Source organism: Pseudoclavibacter soli DSM 23366 (assembly GCF_000423505.1).
In the GTDB taxonomy this organism is placed as follows: Bacteria; Actinomycetota; Actinomycetes; order Actinomycetales; family Microbacteriaceae; genus Pseudoclavibacter_A; species Pseudoclavibacter_A soli.
This window is the reverse complement of the sequence record NZ_KE384027.1, coordinates 571,391-587,366: the sequence shown is the minus strand read 5'-3', so window position 1 is coordinate 587,366 and position 15,976 is coordinate 571,391. Positions and strand designations below refer to the sequence as shown.

Below are 15,976 nucleotides of genomic sequence, written 5' to 3'. Positions count from 1 at the left end.
TGCTTCTCCGCCGCCACCTTCTTCAGGCAGCCGAAGTCAGCTGCCAACGCACGACCTCACTGAGCTGTTCTGCCCAATGCTGCGCAGTCTGTTCGTCTGCGGCTTCAACCATCACACGCACGAGCGGTTCGGTTCCACTCGGGCGAAGCAGAACACGCCCTTGATCGCCAAGAGCGGCCTCAGCCTCCGATACAGCCTGAGCGACGATCGCATTGCCTGCGAGAGCGGTCTTGTCGACATCGCGCACATTGATGAGCACCTGCGGATACACAGTCATTGCTTCATCGGCCAGCCGCGACAGTGGCTTGCCCGTGCTCGCCATCACCGCCAAGAGTTGCAGCCCCGTCAACAGACCGTCACCAGTCGTCGCAAACTTCCGGAAGATCACATGCCCTGACTGTTCGCCGCCGAGGCCGAGATTCGACCGATTCAGCTCTTCGAGCACGTAGCGATCGCCAACTGATGTCTGTCGCACTTCGATGCCCGCACGCTTCATCGCGAGATGCAACCCGAGATTGCTCATCACAGTACAGACCAGCGTGTCACCAGGAAGCACCCCGCGGCGGTGCAGCGACAGCGCAAGGATGGCCATGATCTGATCGCCGTCGATCACACGGCCGTTCTCGTCAACGGCAAGACACCGGTCAGCGTCACCGTCATGTGCGATGCCCACCTGAGCCCCAGAGCTCAAGACGGTTTGCTGCAGGCGCTCGAGGTGCGTCGAGCCAACGCCAGCATTGATGTTGTAGCCATCGGGGTCTGCCCCGATGACGGTAACGGTTGCACCGGCGTCGGTAAACACCTGCGGCGAGACCCCAGCAGCGGCACCGTTCGCGCAGTCGAGCACCATAGAGATGCCATCAAGGGTGTTCGGCAGAGTGCCGAGCAGATGCACGAGATAACGATCTTCGGCGTCTGCGAAACGCCGAATGCGCCCAACGCCTGCACCAGTCGGAGCCAGTTTCTCGAGCGAGAGTGCAACCTCGATCTGGTCTTCGAGCTCATCTGGGAGTTTCAGCCCACCAGCGGCAAAGAACTTGATGCCGTTGTCGGGAGCCGGATTGTGTGAGGCAGAGATCATCACACCAAAATCAGCGTGCAGATCGCTCACCAGAAACGCTGTAGCCGGTGTCGGCAGCACGCCGGCATCGTAGACGTCTACACCGCCGCTGGCCAGACCAGCAGCAACGGCAGCTCCGATGAACTCACCGGACACTCGCGGATCGCGCCCCAAGACAGCAGTCGGTTTGCGGCCGAGTTCTCTGGCAGATGCGCCAAGAACTCGCGCCGCGGCCTGAGCCAGTGCGAGCGAAAGCTCGACCGTCAGGTCGCGGTTGGCGAGTCCTCTGACACCATCGGTGCCGAAAAGGCGAGGCATAGTCCCCCTGCGGTTTAGCGCTTGGAGTACTGAGGAGCCTTGCGGGCCTTCTTAAGACCAGCCTTCTTGCGCTCTTTGACACGAGCGTCGCGGCTGAGGAAGCCAGCCTTCTTCAGCTCGGGACGGTTGTTGTCTGCGTCAATCTCGTTGAGCGCGCGAGCAATGGCCAGACGCAGTGCGCCAGCCTGACCCGAAGCGCCGCCACCCTGGATGCGCACGGCGATGTCATAGGCGCCCTCGAGGCCGAGCAGGGTCAGCGGATCTTTGATCAGCTGCTGATGCAGTTTGTTCGGGAAGTAATCTTCGAGCGACCGGCCGTTGACCTCGAACTCGCCAGTGCCCGGCACCAAGCGCACGCGGGCGATGGCCTGCTTGCGGCGGCCCACGGCTGCGCCGGGAACGCTCAGGTTGCGCGGAGCGCGCTCAACGGTCTCGGTGGCGCCCTCAGGCGTCGCGGTGCTGTACGAAGTCAGTGTTTCAGTGTTCTCTGCCACGTTGTTCTCCTGTGAAAGTCTCGGCGCCGACTACTGGGCGATCTGGTCGAAGGTGTAGGGCACCGGCTTCTGCGCGGCGTGTGGGTGCTCGGCACCCTTATAAACCTTGAGCTTCTTCAGCTGCTCAGCACCCAGGCTGTTCTTCGGCAGCATGCCGCGCACGGCCTTTTCAATGGCGCGCTCGGGATTCTCGGCCAGCAGCTCGGTGTAGCTGACACCCGTAATGCCGCCAGGGTAGTTCGAGTGGCGCCAAGCGATCTTCTTGGCTGCCTTGCCGTGCGAGAGCACAACCTTCTCAGCGTTGATCACGATGACGAAGTCACCAGTGTCAAGGTGGTTGACGAAGGTGGACTTGTTCTTGCCGCGCAGAATGGCTGCAGCATGGCTGGCGAGTCGGCCGAGCACCACATCGGTGGCGTCGATGACGACCCAGTTGCGCTTGATTTCGCCGGCTTTGGGCGAGAATGTGCGTGTCACAGGTTTCTCTCTCTCGATTTGAGGTGGTCGTGAATCCCGCTCCGATGCGCATTGCCTGATGGCAATCCAAACGGTGGAGGGCTCAAGTCGGGCTGCCGTTTGCACGCCAAGACGCACAGACACATACCAATGGGCTACTTTACGCGACTGCGAGCCCCGCGGCAACCCGGGCGTGTTGCAAACGTGCCGCTCATGCAACATGGAGTTGAGCAAGAGCCGCTCGAATCGTCTCGAGGACAACCTCCCAGTGGTTCATCACCATGTCATAGTCAAATGAAAGCACTATGTACCCGCAGCGAGTTCCGAGCGACGCTTTACGGATGTCTCTGAAATGCTGCTCGGCGTTGAAATGGTGGGGGCCATTGAGTTCGATGCCAATGCGGCCATCGATTAGGCCGTCGAAACGCGCTTTATTGGGGAGTTCGACTTGGGTCTGAACATGGAAGCCTTCGAGACGCAGTCCTGCGAAGACATACGACTCGAAGCCGTTTTCACACCCCAATCGCCACCAGCGCATCACTTCACGTCCACGCTGCGTGGCAGCGAGTACGACCTCTATGTCGGACGGCTCGAAGTATTCGCCCGTGAGCAGCGTATGGCTAGGCACCGAGAGCAAGGTGTCAGCGAGTGCGACGCTGTCTTGCAACGTCAAATGCTGCAACGCATGATTGAGGGCGATGCGCCAAGGCGCTACCCCGTGCCCGATGTGTCGTTTGGAGATGCGTGGGCGGGAGTGGAGCCGAGCATGCGGTTCTGCTGCTGCTACCTGGGCGGTCGATGGAGCGGATGGCACCCAGAGTTGTGGCGCTGCTCGGTGTGGCCCCCAGACTGTTTCTGGTGCTATGAGTTTCAGCCGGTGGGAGCCACTCAGCACGGTACCAGCCGCGACTGCTCGTACGAGGTCGTATGGTGCGTTCTCAGCGGCGACCCAACCTTGGCGAATTCGGCGCAAGTATCCGGCTTTGATGAGTACGGAGATGTGCCATCGAGTGAAGCCAATGTTGAGGAGGTTCGACACTCGCCAGACGCCATGTCCTTTGCCGTCCAGGCGTCGGAGCAAATGCTCAACTCGTTGCCTGCTGGGCTCGCCTGCGCTCATCGCCTCCCCTTCCCCGTCCCTTTCAGACTTCCCCATCTCAGCGCTGGCGCAACTTGGGTGAGTGGTCGCTGTGGAAAACGTTGAGCTGCTGGGTCCGTGCACGCGTACAGGTGTACGGGTGCGCTCGGCCGGGTACTCCGGGGCGCAGCACTTTCAAAGACTCGCCACGTGTCGTGCGGGCTCGCGAGAATTCGCCAGAAGCCGGCGAATTATCGCTGGGAATGTCCCCCAACAGGGGCTGGTGGCGAATTGTCGACAGGAGCTGCACCCGGTTGCACCCTCCCATCTTGACGGTGCTTCGCCTATGATGCTGTTCACCGCCGCCGCGCATTCGCGCTGCCGCACGCATCATTCAAAGGAGAATGAAATGTCAACGTCGACGGCCTCCCGTGGTTCCACCACGCCGACTGAATGGGACGAGTCGCAGCTCGTCGCCCCTGGCCTTCCCCCTACCGCAGTCGAAGACAATGCGCTCGACCGCCCCAAGTGGACACCGCTCAAGGTTGTGGTGTGGATCCTCATCGCAATCGTTGGTGCGATCGGCTGGAGCGTTCTCGCCATCAGCCGCTCCGAATCAATCAACGGCATCTGGTTCGTGTTCGCCGGCATCTCTTCGTACTTGATCGCTTACCGTTTCTATTCCAAGTACATCGAGCGCCACCTGTTGCGACCGAACGACCGTCGCGCGACGCCGGCTGAATACGCAGCCAACGGCAGCGACTTCGTCGCAACCGACCGACGCGTACTCTTCGGGCACCACTTCGCAGCCATCGCCGGCGCCGGCCCTCTGGTCGGCCCGGTGCTCGCTGCGCAGATGGGATATCTGCCGGGCACTATCTGGATCATCTTGGGCGTGATCTTCGCCGGGGCCGTGCAGGACTACATCGTGCTGTTCGTCTCGACTCGCCGCAAAGGCCGCTCGCTCGGTCAAATGGCTCGGGAAGACCTCGGCGTCGTTGGCGGAACTGCCGCCATTGTCGCCACGCTCAGCATCATGATCATCATCGTGGCCATTCTCGCGCTGGTGGTCGTCAACGCACTCGGCGAGAGCGCATGGGGTGTCTTCAGCGTCGGTATGACCATCCCCATCGCTCTGTTCATGGGTGTTTATCTGCGTTACCTTCGCCCCGGCAAGATCCTCGAGGTGTCGATCATCGGCTTCGCGCTGCTGATGGCCGCCATCATCTTCGGTGGCCAGATCGCCGCCACCGAATGGGGCGCTGCATTCTTCCATCTCGACCGCCTGACCATCGCGTGGGCGATCATCATCTACGGTTTCATCGCCGCCATTCTGCCGGTGTGGCTGCTGCTCACGCCACGTGACTATCTCTCGACCTTCATGAAGATTGGCGTCATCCTGCTCTTGGCCGTCGCCATCATCGTCGTGCGTCCAGATCTGAACGTGCCCGCCATCAGCGAATTTGCCAGCCGATCAGACGGTCCAGTGTTCACCGGCCCCATCTTCCCGTTCCTGTTCGTGACGATCGCCTGCGGCGCACTCTCCGGATTCCACGCGCTGATCTCTTCGGGCACCACCCCGAAGATGGTGCACAAAGAGCGCCAGATTCGTTTCATCGGCTACGGCGGCATGCTCATGGAATCGCTCGTGGCACTCATGGCGTTCGTCGCCGCGCTGTCGATCGACCGCGGCATCTACTTCGCAATGAACTCATCATCTGCCGCAACCGGGGGCACAGCGGAGGGCGCTGCTGCATTCGTCAACGGTCTTGGGCTCACCGGCGTGCACGTCGAAGGCTCAGCTCTTCAGCAGGTGGCCAACGAGGTCGGCGAGACCACCGTTGTATCGCGCACCGGCGGCGCCCCCACGCTCGCCGTGGGCATCGCCGAGATCATGCACGGGTTGACCCCCGGGCTCAAAGCGTTCTGGTACCACTTCGCCATCATGTTCGAGGCACTGTTCATCTTGACTGCGGTCGACGCCGGCACTCGCGTCGCACGCTTCCAGCTGCAAGAGGCCGTGGGCAACTTCTGGCCACGATTCAAAGACAATAACTGGAAAGTCGCCGTCTGGCTGGCCACCGCGTTCATGGTGGCTGGTTGGGGCTACATCCTGATTCTCGGCGTGACCGATCCGCTCGGAGGCATCAATACGTTCTTCCCGCTCTTCGGCATCGCCAACCAGCTGCTGGCCGCCATCGCGCTGTCTGTTGTGACGGCCATCCTGGCCAAGAAAGGCCGCAAGTACTTCAAGTACCTGTGGGTCACCGTGCTTCCACTGTTGTTTGACCTCGCCGTCACGCTGACCGGATCGTGGTACAAGATCTTCTCTGCCGACGCGAAGATCGGGTACTGGGCCAACAACGCCTCCACACGAGCCAAGCTCGACGAGCTGCGTGAGTTCGGCACCGTTGCCGGCACACAGATCGCCGATGAGAAGGTCGCAGCACAGATCAAAACCTTCGAGGCTACAATTCGCAACACCGCAGTTCAGGGCTCACTTTCGGTGCTCTTCGCAGTGCTGACTGTCATCGTGATCATCTCTGCTCTCGTCGCCGTGGTGAAGGCCTGGCGCAACAACGGCCTGCCCACCACCGAGCCAGAACCTGTGGCCAGCCAGACGTATGCACCCAGCGGATTCATCCCCACCGCTGAGGAGCGCGCCTTGGAGCAGCAGTGGGCTGAACTGCCCGCCGACAAGGTCAAGGTTCAGGTGCACTGATGACTCGATTCACCGCTGAATTGCCAACCGGGTCGGGCATCCTGAAGGCCGGTCGATGACTGAGCACGATATGCCCGCAGTACTGGTGGGGCGCGGCCGTTCTGCCGCCCCCACCGGTTGGTGGGCCAAGGTGGTCTGGATACTCAACGGCATGCTCGGTGCCAATGCATATCAGAACTACGTAGACCACCACCGCCAGGTACACCCAGGTGAACCAGTGATGTCTGAGCGTGAGTTCTGGCGGCACAAGGCAGCCGAAGAAGACCGCAACCCGTCAGCGCGCTGCTGCTGAGCCGAAGCACGCTGACTGCGCAGCTCCGTCGCTTAGCGCTCAGGGAGAGGCTCTCGCTTGGCGCGCGTTTGCGCAGCACGTGCAGCAAGCTCGTCGTCAGGCGGGTAGCCGACAGCGGCCAGCACCAGCCCGGTGCCAGCCACCATAGTGAACGCGCTGCCGCGGTCGCGCCGGTCTCTGATCACCACGAGGTCGTCGGGCTTCAGTCGCCCCTCGCCCACAGCAAGCGATGCGCCAACCAAGCAGCGCACCATGTGGTGACAGAATGCGTCCGCTTGCACGGTTGCGACCAGCACGCCCTGGTTATCGCGCCGCCAATCCAGCCGCTGCAGTTCGCGTACGGTCGTGGCTCCGTCGCGCGGACGGCAATAGGCGCGCCAATCATGCAGGCCCAGCAGTGTCTGCGCTGCATCATGCATGAGCGACACGTCAACCGGCCTCGGCCAGTTCAGAACAAAGCCTCGCTGCAACGGGTTTCGCGACTCCTGTTGGTCGCTCACGCGGTATTCATATCGCCGCCACACTGGTGAGAAGCGGGCGTCGAACCCCCACGGGGCAACGCGCACATTATGGATGGCGATGTCGGCGACTCTGCCCAGCGCACTGCGCAGCCGCGAAAGCAGCAGCCTCGCACCTCGTTCACTCACCGTGACTGCAGCGCTCTCCGCAGCCGAACACGCTCCAGAGCGATGACCGTCGGCCAGCCGCTCGAGAGTGCCGGCATCGACATCGACGTGCAACACCTGTCCTGAGGCGTGCACACCGGCGTCGGTGCGACCGGCCACTACCACAGTCACCTGTTCACGCAACACCAGAGCCAACGCGTCTTCGACCACCTGCTGCACGCTGCGCAGACCGGGCTGCCGTGCCCATCCAGCGAAGCCCGAACCGTCGTAGGCGAGGTCGATACGGATGCGTACTCGGCCTTCTGCCGGACCATACAGCCAGTCGCCCATCGTCTCGTCCCTTCTCATGAAGTCTGCAGATGCGAAGAACCCATCGACCCGAGGGCCGATGGGTTCTTCATACGCGGTGCTCTCGCGAGACTACTTCGCCTCGTCGGCCTCGATGGCCTCGTCGACCTGCTCAGCGGCCTCGGCGACCTCAGCCTCAGCCTGCGCCTCAGCCTCGATCTGCTCTTCGGTGCCCTTGGCCTGAGTGTCGGGTTCAGCCGCGATGGTTTCGTCGCGGATCTCCTCGGCCTGCTCGCTGGCGCCGTCGGCGACCTCTGCCTCGACGACCTCAGCCGCCTTCTTGGCACTCGGCTTCTTGACGACGGGCTCGAGCACGAGCTCGATCTTCGCCAGAGGCGCGTTGTCGCCCTTGCGGTAGCCGAGCTTGATGATGCGGGTGTAGCCACCCTCGCGCTCGTCGACCTGCGGTGCGATCTCGGTGAACAGCTTGTGCACGACGGCCTTGTCACGGATGACCGTGGCCACCTTGCGGCGAGCAGCGAGATCGCCGCGCTTGGCGAACGTCACCAGACGCTCGGCGTACGGACGCAGACGCTTGGCACGGCTCTCAGTGGTGGTGATGCTCTCGTGAGCGAACAGCTGCGTCGCGAGGTTGGCCAGGATCAGCCGCTCGTGTGCGGGGCTGCCTCCGAGGCGTGCACCCTTAGCTGGCTTCGGCATGTTGGATTCTCCTTGTCAGTGAAAAAATGTCTGTGTCAGGCCTGGGGCTCGTCGTCGAAGCCCGTGTAAAAGTGGGCCCCGTCGAAGCCTGGAACTGCGTCTTTCAGCGAAAGACCCAGCTCTTCGAGCTTGTCCTGTACCTCGTCGACCGATTTCTGCCCGATGTTGCGGATGTTCATCAGCTGCTGTTCGCTCAGCGCGACCAGTTCATGCACGTAGTTGATGTTCTCGCGCTTGAGGCAGTTGTACGAGCGAACCGAGAGATCGAGGTCTTCGATCGGCGTCGACAGTTCGGTGCTGGTGGCCACGTCGACCGGAGCGGGCCCGATCTCGATGCCCTCTGACTCGGTGTTGAGCTCTTTGGCCAGGCCGAACAGCTCAACCAGTGTGCTGCCGGCCGAGGCCACCGCATCACGAGGTGAGATTGCCGGCTTGGTCTCAACATCGACGATCAGCTTGTCGAAGTCGGTACGCTCACCAGCTCGAGTTGCCTCGACCTTGTACGTGACCTTGAGCACGGGCGAGTAGATCGAGTCGATCGGAATCTGGCCGACCTCAGCGTATTCGCTGCGGTTCTGCGCTGCAGTCACATAGCCACGACCGCGCTCGATGACCAGCTCGATGTCGAGCTTGGCCTTGGAGTTGAGGGTCGCGATGACCAGTTCGGGGTTGAACACCTCGACGCCGGCCGGCACGGTGATGTCGGCAGCGGTCACCTCACCGGCACCCTGCTTGCGCAGGAAAGCGGTGATCGGCTCGTCGTGCTCGCTTGAGACGACCAGCTCTTTGATGTTCAGGATGATGTCAGACACGTCTTCGACAACGCCGGGAATGGTGCTGAACTCGTGCAGCACGCCGTCGATACGGATGCTGGTGACAGCAGCGCCCGGGATGGATGACAGCAGGGTGCGACGCAGCGAGTTGCCGAGCGTGTAGCCGAAGCCCGGCTCCAGCGGCTCGATGGTGAACCGTGCACGGTTCTCAGAGACGACTTCTTCAGTGAGTGTGGGTCGCTGTGCAATCAGCACGTGTGTTTCCTTTCGGCTGAGTGTCCGCCATATGACACTCGGCTTGCTCTGGGAGGCCTCCCAGGAGTTGGGTTTGGATGGTTGTTGCGGAGTGCGCCCAGCTAGGGCGAACGGGGCACACCCCGCACGAAAGACGAAAGGGTCAGACGCGACGGCGCTTCGGCGGGCGGCAGCCGTTGTGCGCCTGAGGAGTCACATCGTTGATCGAGCCGACCTCGAGGCCTGCGGCCTGGAGTGAGCGGATGGCGGTCTCACGACCCGAGCCCGGGCCCTTGACGAACACGTCGACCTTCTTGACGCCGTGCTCTTGGGCGCGCTTGGCGGCCTGCTCGGCGGCCTGCTGGGCGGCGAAAGGTGTCGACTTGCGGCTGCCCTTGTACCCGACCTCGCCAGAAGAGGCCCATGAGATGACCGCGCCCGAAGGATCGGTGATCGAGATGATGGTGTTGTTGAAGGTCGACTTGATGTGAGCCTGACCCACCGCGATGTTCTTGCGGTCTTTGCGACGCGGCTTGCGCGCTGCGGCTGCTGACTTTGCTGCTGCCATGGTTGCTGTCTCCTGAGCTCTCTACTACTTCTTCTTGCCTGCGACGGTGCGCTTCGGACCCTTGCGCGTACGCGCGTTGGTCTTGGTGCGCTGACCGTGCACCGGCAGGCCGCGGCGGTGACGCAGGCCCTGGTAGCTGCCGATCTCGACCTTGCGGCGAATGTCGGCGGCAACCTCGCGGCGGAGATCGCCCTCAACCTTGTAGTTGTGCTCGATGTGGTCGCGCAGAGCGACGAGCTGATCGTCGTTCAAATCTTTGACGCGGATGTCTCCGCTGATGCCAGTCGCTTCGAGAATCTTGTGCGCACTGGTGCGCCCGATTCCGAAGATGTATGTGAGTGCGATCTCGACGCGCTTCTCGCGAGGCAGATCGACGCCGGCCAGACGTGCCATAGTGGCTGCTCCTAGTGGTGCGATTGAAGGTGTGTGGCAGTGTCACCCGCAATAGCGGCCCCAGCCTTCAGTCTGGGGGTGTGTCGGTTGCCCGACGACACTGCTTGGAATATTCAGTTGGATGGCGCGAACGCCGGTCGACGCAGCACTATCACTTGTAGCGATAGACGATGCGCCCCTTGCTCAGGTCATAGGGAGTCATTGCGACGACAACGCGATCTTCAGGGAGGATGCGGATGTAGTGCTGCCGCATCTTGCCGGAAATGTGCGCCAAGACAACGTGACCATTGGTCAGCTCGACGCGAAACATGGCGTTGGGGAGAGCCTCCAAGACTGAACCCTCAATCTCGATGACTCCTTCTTTACTCGCCATGAATGCTTACCTACTCATTTCTCTGTCGTCGATCACAATGATGCCATGAGACACCAAACAAGAATTGTATGGTATTAGAGGCCGTTAATCTAGTCGGGCGTGTCGCAGTTCGACCGAAATCAGCTGAGCGGCGCAGGCGTCACGCCAAATGGCGCCAGCCCCGCGGCGCCACCATCATGTTCGGTCAGCACCCAGACACCACCTTCAGTCACCGCAACTGCGTTCTCCCAGTGCGAGCCGTCGGAGCCGTCGACGGTCGAGATGGCCCAGCCATCAGCTTCGATCGCAGTCTCTTCAGTGCCGTTGGTCACCATTGGCTCAATGCAGATCACCAGGCCCGGCGCCACTTTGGCCCCGCGCCCCGCGATGGCGTAGTTGAACACCGGAGGTTCTTCGTGCATCTGTCGCCCAATACCGTGCCCGATGTACTCACGCAGAATGCCGAACTGTCCCTGCCCCAAGATGTAATCCTCGATGGCAGCACCAACCTCGTTGACGTGCTTGGCCGATGCCAGCGCAGCAATGCCCGCCCACATCGACTGCTCGGTCACTCGGTTGAGCTCCTCGCGGCGAGCCTGCACCTCAGGATCGCCCCCAGGCACGACGACTGTGATCGCAGAATCGCCATTCCAGCCACCCAGCTCAGCCCCGGCATCCACCGAAACGATATCGCCAGCTTGAATCACGCGGTCACCGGGGATGCCATGCACCACCTGCTCGTTGAGCGACACGCAGATCGCGTCGTAATAATCTTCTTCGAGCGCGAAGTTGGCGATCGCGCCGTCGGCCTTCAGCGAGGCCAAGGCGATGTCATCGAGCGATCGAGTGGTTGCCCCGGGCACGATGGCCGGAGCGATCGCATCCAGCACGTGCCGCGTGGCGAGCCCCGCGGCTCGCATCTTCAGAATCTGCTCTGGGGTCTTGTAGTCGAACTTGCTGCGAAACATCAGCGGGCTGCGAGCCCGTCGAGGATGCGCTTGGTCACTTCGTCGACCGCACCCAGCCCGTCGACAGTGACGAGCAGTCCACGTTCGCGGTAGATGTCGATCAGCGGCTGCGTCTGCTCGGTGTAGACCTCGAGACGATGACGGATGACCTCTTCGGTATCGTCGGAACGGCCCTGTTCCTGCGCACGCTTGTGAAGGCGCTGTACCAGCTCTTCTTGGTCAGCTTCGATGAGCACCACAGCATCGAGCGAAGTGCCCTGTGCTTTGAGGATGTCGTCAAGCTCCTTCACCTGGTCTTCGGTGCGGGGGTAGCCGTCGAGCAAGAAGCCTTCAGCGGCATCGGGCTCGCCCAGGCGCGACCGCACCAAGTCGTTGGTGAGTGAATCGGGGACGTACTCCCCCGCATCCATGTACCGCTTGGCCTGCAGGCCGAGCTCGGTCTCATTCTTGACGTTCGCGCGGAAAATATCACCAGTCGAAATGGCTGGCACTCCGAGTTCGGTGGTCAGACGAGCGGCCTGGGTGCCCTTGCCAGCCCCAGGCGGGCCGATGAGAAGCAGTCGCTGAGTCAATTGAATCGCCTCATTTCAGTAGTCCTTCGTAATGACGTTGCTGCAATTGTGAGTTTATCTGCTTGACCGTCTCGAGGCCGACACCCACGATGATCAGAATCGATGTGCCGCCGAAGGCGAAGTTCTGACTCACCCCGAGGTAGCTCAGTGCTATCAGCGGCAGCAGGGCCACGATGCCGAGGTACAGCGAACCGGGGAACGTGATGCGGGTGAGTACGTAGTTGAGGAAGTCTGCGGTGGGGCGACCGGCGCGGATGCCCGGGATGAAGCCACCATACTTCTTGAGGTTCTCAGCCTGCTCGTCAGGGTTGAACGTGATGGCCACGTAGAAGTACGTGAAGCCCACGATGAGCAGGAAGTAGAGCGCCATGTAGAGCGGGTGATCGCCGCGGGTGAGGTAGTTCGAGATGAACTGCACCCACTCAGGCGGGTTGGTGCCGTCGCCCTGGTTGAACTGGGCGATCAGTGCGGGGAGGTACAGCAACGACGAGGCGAAGATGACGGGCACGACGCCGGCCATGTTGACCTTGATCGGAATGTAGGTGCTGTTGCCGCCGTAGGTGCGACGCCCGACGACGCGCTTGGCGTACTGCACGGGAATGCGGCGCTGCGACTGTTCAACGAACACGACTGCCAGCACCAGCAGGAGCGCAACCGCGATGACGAGGAAGAAGACGCGGGGGCCAGCTGAGCCATTCCAGATGGCGCCCATCGAGCTCGGGAACTGGGCGGCAATCGAGGTGAAGATCAACAGCGACATGCCATTGCCAATTCCGCGCTCGGTGATGAGCTCGCCGAACCACATGATGAGGCCGGTGCCAGCAGTCATGGTGATGACCATGAGAACGATCACGTACCACGAGTCGTTGGCGATGAGGTCGGCGCTGCAGGATGTGCCAAACAGCGCTCCGGTGCGAGCGACGGTGATCAGGGTGGTGGCCTGGAGCAGGCCCAATGCCAAGGAAAGGTAGCGAGTGTACTGGGTCAGCTTGGCCTGGCCGCTCTCACCCTCTTTATGGAGTTCTTCAAAACGCGGTATCACGACACGCAACAGCTGCACGATGATCGACGCAGTGATGTAGGGCATGATGCCCATCGCGAAGATCGATAGCTGAAGGAGCGCACCGCCGCTGAAGAGGTTGACGAGCTCGTAGAGCCCGGAGGTGGACGACTGCGCCTCGACGCAAACGCGCACGTTCGCATAGTCGACGTATGGGGTCGGAACGAAGGACCCAAGCCGGAACAGCAGAACGATCAGCAGTGTGAAGCCAATCTTCCGTCGTAGGTCTGGGGTCTTCAAGATTCGGGCTACCGCGTTCGACAACCTTCTGGCTCCTGTCAATTGAAGAATCTCGGCTGTGGTTTCCCACAGCCGAGATCCGACACTACTCTACCGATCCGCCGGCTGCGACGATTTTGTCGCGTGCCGAGGCCGAGACCTTGTCGACGCGGACATCGAGCTTGACGCTGATCTCACCGTCGCCGAGCACCTTGACCGGAGCGCCGGCGCGTACAGCGCCCTTGGCGACGAGGTCTTCGATGCCGATCTGACCGCCCTCGGGGAAGAGCGTGGCGAGCTTCGACAGGTTGACCACCTGGTACTCGACACGGGCGGGATTCTTGAAGCCACGAAGCTTCGGCAGGCGCATGTGCAGCGGAATCTGGCCGCCTTCAAAGCCCTGACGCACCTGGTAGCGTGCCTTGGTTCCCTTGGTGCCGCGACCCGCGGTCTTGCCCTTAGAGGCCTCACCACGACCCACGCGGGTGCGATCCTTCTTGGCACCAGCAGCCGGACGAAGGTGATGAACCTTCAGCAGGCTCACCTTGTCTTCGGCCTGAGCCTTTTTGTCTTCAGCCATCACTGAACCTCCTCCACCTTCACCAGGTGAGCGACTGCCTTGACGTAGCCGCGGTTGACCTGGTTGTCGTCTCTGACGACGGTCTGACCGATGCGGTGCAGGCCGAGCGAACGCAGGGTGTTGCGCTGCTGGCTGTTACCACCGATCTTGCTCTTGATCTGGGTTACCTTCAGTTGGGCAGCCATCACTCACTCGCCTTCTCTTCGGTGTACAGCAGGATCGCCGGAGCGACCTCATCGAGCGGCAGTCCGCGGCGAGCGGCCACGGCCTGAGGCTCTTCGAGCTGCTTCAGTGCTGCGACAGTGGCGCGCACGATGTTCAGTGTGTTCGACGAACCGAGCGACTTGCTCAGCACATCATGCACGCCTGCGCACTCGAGCACGGCACGCACCGGGCCACCGGCGATAACACCGGTACCGGCTGCGGCGGGGCGCAACAGCACGACGCCTGCAGCATCCTCACCCTGCACGGGGTGCGGAATCGTCTTCTTGATGCGCGGCACCCGGAAGAAGTTGCGCTTGGCATCTTCAACGCCCTTGGCGATAGCGGCCGGAACCTCTTTCGCCTTGCCATAGCCGACGCCCACCAGGCCATCGCCGTCACCGACGATTACCAGAGCGGTGAAGCTGAAGCGACGGCCGCCCTTGACCACCTTGGCGACACGGTTGATGGTGACGACGCGCTCCAGGAAGGGGCTCTCCTTATCACCGCCGCGTCCGCCGCGCTCGCGACCGGGCTGACGCTCACGCGAGCCGTGACGACGCTCACGCTCGTTGGGATCGGTGGCCTGCTGGCCCTTCACCTGCTGGCCCTCGGTTGCCGTTGCGGTCACCTCGTGCTCCTTCGATGCTTGATCTTTGGTCTGTTCGCTCACAGTTTCAGCCCACCTTCACGTGCGCCGTCGGCGATCGCTGCGACACGACCGGCGTAGCGGTTGCCGCCGCGGTCAAACACGACTTCCTCGACACCTGCCTGCTTGGCACGTTCCGCGACCAATTCGCCAACGCGCTTGGCTTTGGCTGTCTTGTCACCGTCGAACGAGCGCAGATCGGCCTCGAGGGTCGATGCGCTGGCGACGGTAATGCCCTTGGTATCGTCGACTACCTGCACGAACACGTGGCGCGCCGAACGGTTGACGACAAGACGGGGACGAACCGCAGTGCCCTGGATGTGCTTGCGCACACGTGCATGGCGGCGCTGACGAGCTGCCTGCCTGCTGTTGTTGCGTGAAGCCATGATTACTTACCAGCCTTTCCAGCCTTGCGACGCACCTGCTCGCCTTCGTAGCGCACGCCCTTGCCTTTATAGGGCTCTGGCAGACGAAGCTTGCGCAGTTTCGCGGCGACCTCGCCGACCGCCTGCTTGTCGATACCCACGACGGTGACCTTGTTCTGGCCTTCGATCTCGAACGAGATGCCAGCCGGCGGGTCAACCACGATCGGGTGTGAGTAGCCGAGAGCGAATTCGATCGCGCTGCCCTTGGCCACCACACGGTAACCGGTGCCGACGATCTGCAGGCTCTTACGGTAGCCCTCAGTCACGCCGATGATGTTGTTGGCGATCAGGGTACGGCTCAGGCCGTGCAGCGAACGCGACTGACGCTCATCATCGGGTCGAGTGACCACGACCTGCCCGCCGTCGATGGCGACGGCGATGGGCGCGGGAATGACGACGTCAAGCTGGCCCTTGGGCCCCTTGACTGCAACGTGCTGACCCTCAACGGTGACGTCGACGCCAGCAGGAATCTGGATGGGAAGTTTGCCGATACGTGACATATTCGATCACCACACGTAGGCGAGGACTTCCCCACCCACGCCCTTGCTCTTGGCCTCGCGGTCTGTGAGCAGACCCGAGGAGGTGGACAGGATTGCAACGCCCAGGCCGCCGAGCACCTGAGGCAGCTCGGTCGACTTTGCGTACACCCGCAGACCGGGCTTTGACACGCGCTTGATGCCCGTGATCGTGCGCTCACGCTGCGGGCCGTACTTCAGGGTGATCAGCAGGGTCTTGCCAACGCGGGCAGGCTCTTCGCCAACCTCGGCGACATAGCCTTCGCGCTGAAGGATATCGGCGATATTGCGCTTGAGCTTGCTGTAAGGCAGCGCGACGCGCTCGAGATGAGCGCTGTTCGCATTGCGCAGTCTGGTCAGCAGGTCTGCGACCGGATCTGTGAGTGTCATTCTGTGGGTTTTCCTGTTCTCGC

At 61.9% G+C, this 15,976-nt stretch carries 21 protein-coding genes; 2 read left to right on the top strand and 19 right to left on the bottom strand.

All coding sequences use genetic code 11. From position 1 onward, the window contains the following. Positions 1-22: 22 nt before the first annotated feature. The 4 genes from glmM to G557_RS14175 form a co-directional block, all read right to left on the bottom strand. Positions 23-1,378, bottom strand: coding sequence for a phosphoglucosamine mutase (glmM, locus tag G557_RS0110295; RefSeq protein ID WP_028245960.1), 1,356 nt, complete (start codon positions 1,376-1,378; stop codon positions 23-25). A 14-nt stretch (positions 1,379-1,392) separates the two neighbouring features. Continuing rightward, positions 1,393-1,872, bottom strand: a complete 480-nt coding sequence (rpsI, locus tag G557_RS0110290; protein ID WP_028245959.1) for a 30S ribosomal protein S9 — start codon at positions 1,870-1,872, stop codon at positions 1,393-1,395. Positions 1,873-1,902: 30 nt separating this feature from the next. After that, entirely contained in the window at positions 1,903-2,349 is a 447-nt protein-coding gene (rplM, locus tag G557_RS0110285; RefSeq protein ID WP_028245958.1) for a 50S ribosomal protein L13, read from the bottom strand. Between the two features lie 190 nt (positions 2,350-2,539). Continuing rightward, positions 2,540-2,995 carry an endonuclease domain-containing protein gene (locus tag G557_RS14175; RefSeq protein WP_028245957.1) on the bottom strand — a complete coding sequence of 152 codons (456 nt, stop codon included), beginning with the start codon at positions 2,993-2,995 and terminating at the stop codon, positions 2,540-2,542. A gap of 820 nt (positions 2,996-3,815) precedes the next feature. Here G557_RS14175 and G557_RS13070 point away from each other — a divergent pair. Further along, entirely contained in the window at positions 3,816-6,128 is a 2,313-nt protein-coding gene (locus G557_RS13070) for a carbon starvation CstA family protein (RefSeq protein ID WP_036962106.1), read from the top strand. A 55-nt stretch (positions 6,129-6,183) separates the two neighbouring features. Continuing rightward, positions 6,184-6,420, top strand: coding sequence for a YbdD/YjiX family protein (locus tag G557_RS0110270; protein WP_245542802.1), 237 nt, complete (start codon positions 6,184-6,186; stop codon positions 6,418-6,420). Positions 6,421-6,452: 32 nt separating this feature from the next. Here the strand turns inward: G557_RS0110270 and G557_RS0110265 are convergent, their stop codons facing one another. From G557_RS0110265 to rpsH, 15 genes are all read right to left on the bottom strand, one after another. Continuing rightward, the gene (locus G557_RS0110265; protein ID WP_245542801.1) at positions 6,453-7,394 is read right to left on the bottom strand and encodes a tRNA pseudouridine synthase A; all 942 of its coding nucleotides are present in this window, start codon (positions 7,392-7,394) and stop codon (positions 6,453-6,455) included. A 72-nt stretch (positions 7,395-7,466) separates the two neighbouring features. Beyond that, positions 7,467-8,054 (bottom strand): 50S ribosomal protein L17, encoded by a 588-nt coding sequence (rplQ, locus tag G557_RS0110260; protein ID WP_028245954.1) that lies wholly within the window; start codon positions 8,052-8,054, stop codon positions 7,467-7,469. A gap of 35 nt (positions 8,055-8,089) precedes the next feature. Continuing rightward, complete coding sequence (locus G557_RS0110255; protein ID WP_028245953.1) at positions 8,090-9,082, bottom strand: DNA-directed RNA polymerase subunit alpha; 993 nt, start codon at positions 9,080-9,082, stop codon at positions 8,090-8,092. Positions 9,083-9,224: 142 nt separating this feature from the next. Then, positions 9,225-9,629: a 30S ribosomal protein S11 gene (gene rpsK / locus G557_RS0110250; protein WP_028245952.1), complete on the bottom strand. Its 405-nt coding sequence runs from the start codon at positions 9,627-9,629 to the stop codon at positions 9,225-9,227. 24 nt (positions 9,630-9,653) lie between these two features. Continuing rightward, positions 9,654-10,022, bottom strand: coding sequence for a 30S ribosomal protein S13 (gene rpsM / locus G557_RS0110245; protein ID WP_028245951.1), 369 nt, complete (start codon positions 10,020-10,022; stop codon positions 9,654-9,656). A 151-nt stretch (positions 10,023-10,173) separates the two neighbouring features. Continuing rightward, entirely contained in the window at positions 10,174-10,395 is a 222-nt protein-coding gene (gene infA, locus G557_RS0110240; protein ID WP_028245950.1) for a translation initiation factor IF-1, read from the bottom strand. 119 nt (positions 10,396-10,514) lie between these two features. Next, a complete protein-coding gene (map, locus tag G557_RS0110235; protein ID WP_028245949.1) occupies positions 10,515-11,342 on the bottom strand; it encodes a type I methionyl aminopeptidase in 828 nt (275 codons plus the stop codon). After that, positions 11,342-11,914, bottom strand: a complete 573-nt coding sequence (locus G557_RS0110230; RefSeq protein ID WP_028245948.1) for an adenylate kinase — start codon at positions 11,912-11,914, stop codon at positions 11,342-11,344. Before G557_RS0110230 ends, map begins: the two co-directional genes overlap by 1 nt. Positions 11,915-11,924: 10 nt before the next feature. Further along, positions 11,925-13,238, bottom strand: a complete 1,314-nt coding sequence (gene secY, locus G557_RS0110225) for a preprotein translocase subunit SecY (RefSeq protein WP_028245947.1) — start codon at positions 13,236-13,238, stop codon at positions 11,925-11,927. 61 nt (positions 13,239-13,299) lie between these two features. Beyond that, positions 13,300-13,773, bottom strand: a complete 474-nt coding sequence (gene rplO, locus G557_RS0110220) for a 50S ribosomal protein L15 (RefSeq protein WP_036962105.1) — start codon at positions 13,771-13,773, stop codon at positions 13,300-13,302. After that, positions 13,773-13,958 carry a 50S ribosomal protein L30 gene (gene rpmD, locus G557_RS0110215; protein WP_028245945.1) on the bottom strand — a complete coding sequence of 62 codons (186 nt, stop codon included), beginning with the start codon at positions 13,956-13,958 and terminating at the stop codon, positions 13,773-13,775. The genes rplO and rpmD overlap by 1 nt, the downstream gene beginning before the upstream one ends. Further along, positions 13,958-14,575, bottom strand: a complete 618-nt coding sequence (rpsE, locus tag G557_RS0110210) for a 30S ribosomal protein S5 (RefSeq protein WP_028245944.1) — start codon at positions 14,573-14,575, stop codon at positions 13,958-13,960. Before rpsE ends, rpmD begins: the two co-directional genes overlap by 1 nt. Before the next feature lie 68 nt (positions 14,576-14,643). Beyond that, positions 14,644-15,009, bottom strand: coding sequence for a 50S ribosomal protein L18 (rplR, locus tag G557_RS0110205; protein ID WP_028245943.1), 366 nt, complete (start codon positions 15,007-15,009; stop codon positions 14,644-14,646). A gap of 2 nt (positions 15,010-15,011) precedes the next feature. Continuing rightward, on the bottom strand, positions 15,012-15,548 hold the full coding sequence (gene rplF / locus G557_RS0110200) for a 50S ribosomal protein L6 (RefSeq protein ID WP_028245942.1): 537 nt from the start codon (positions 15,546-15,548) through the stop codon (positions 15,012-15,014). Between the two features lie 6 nt (positions 15,549-15,554). After that, positions 15,555-15,953 (bottom strand): 30S ribosomal protein S8, encoded by a 399-nt coding sequence (gene rpsH / locus G557_RS0110195; RefSeq protein WP_028245941.1) that lies wholly within the window; start codon positions 15,951-15,953, stop codon positions 15,555-15,557. Between the last annotated feature and the right edge of the window lie 23 nt (positions 15,954-15,976).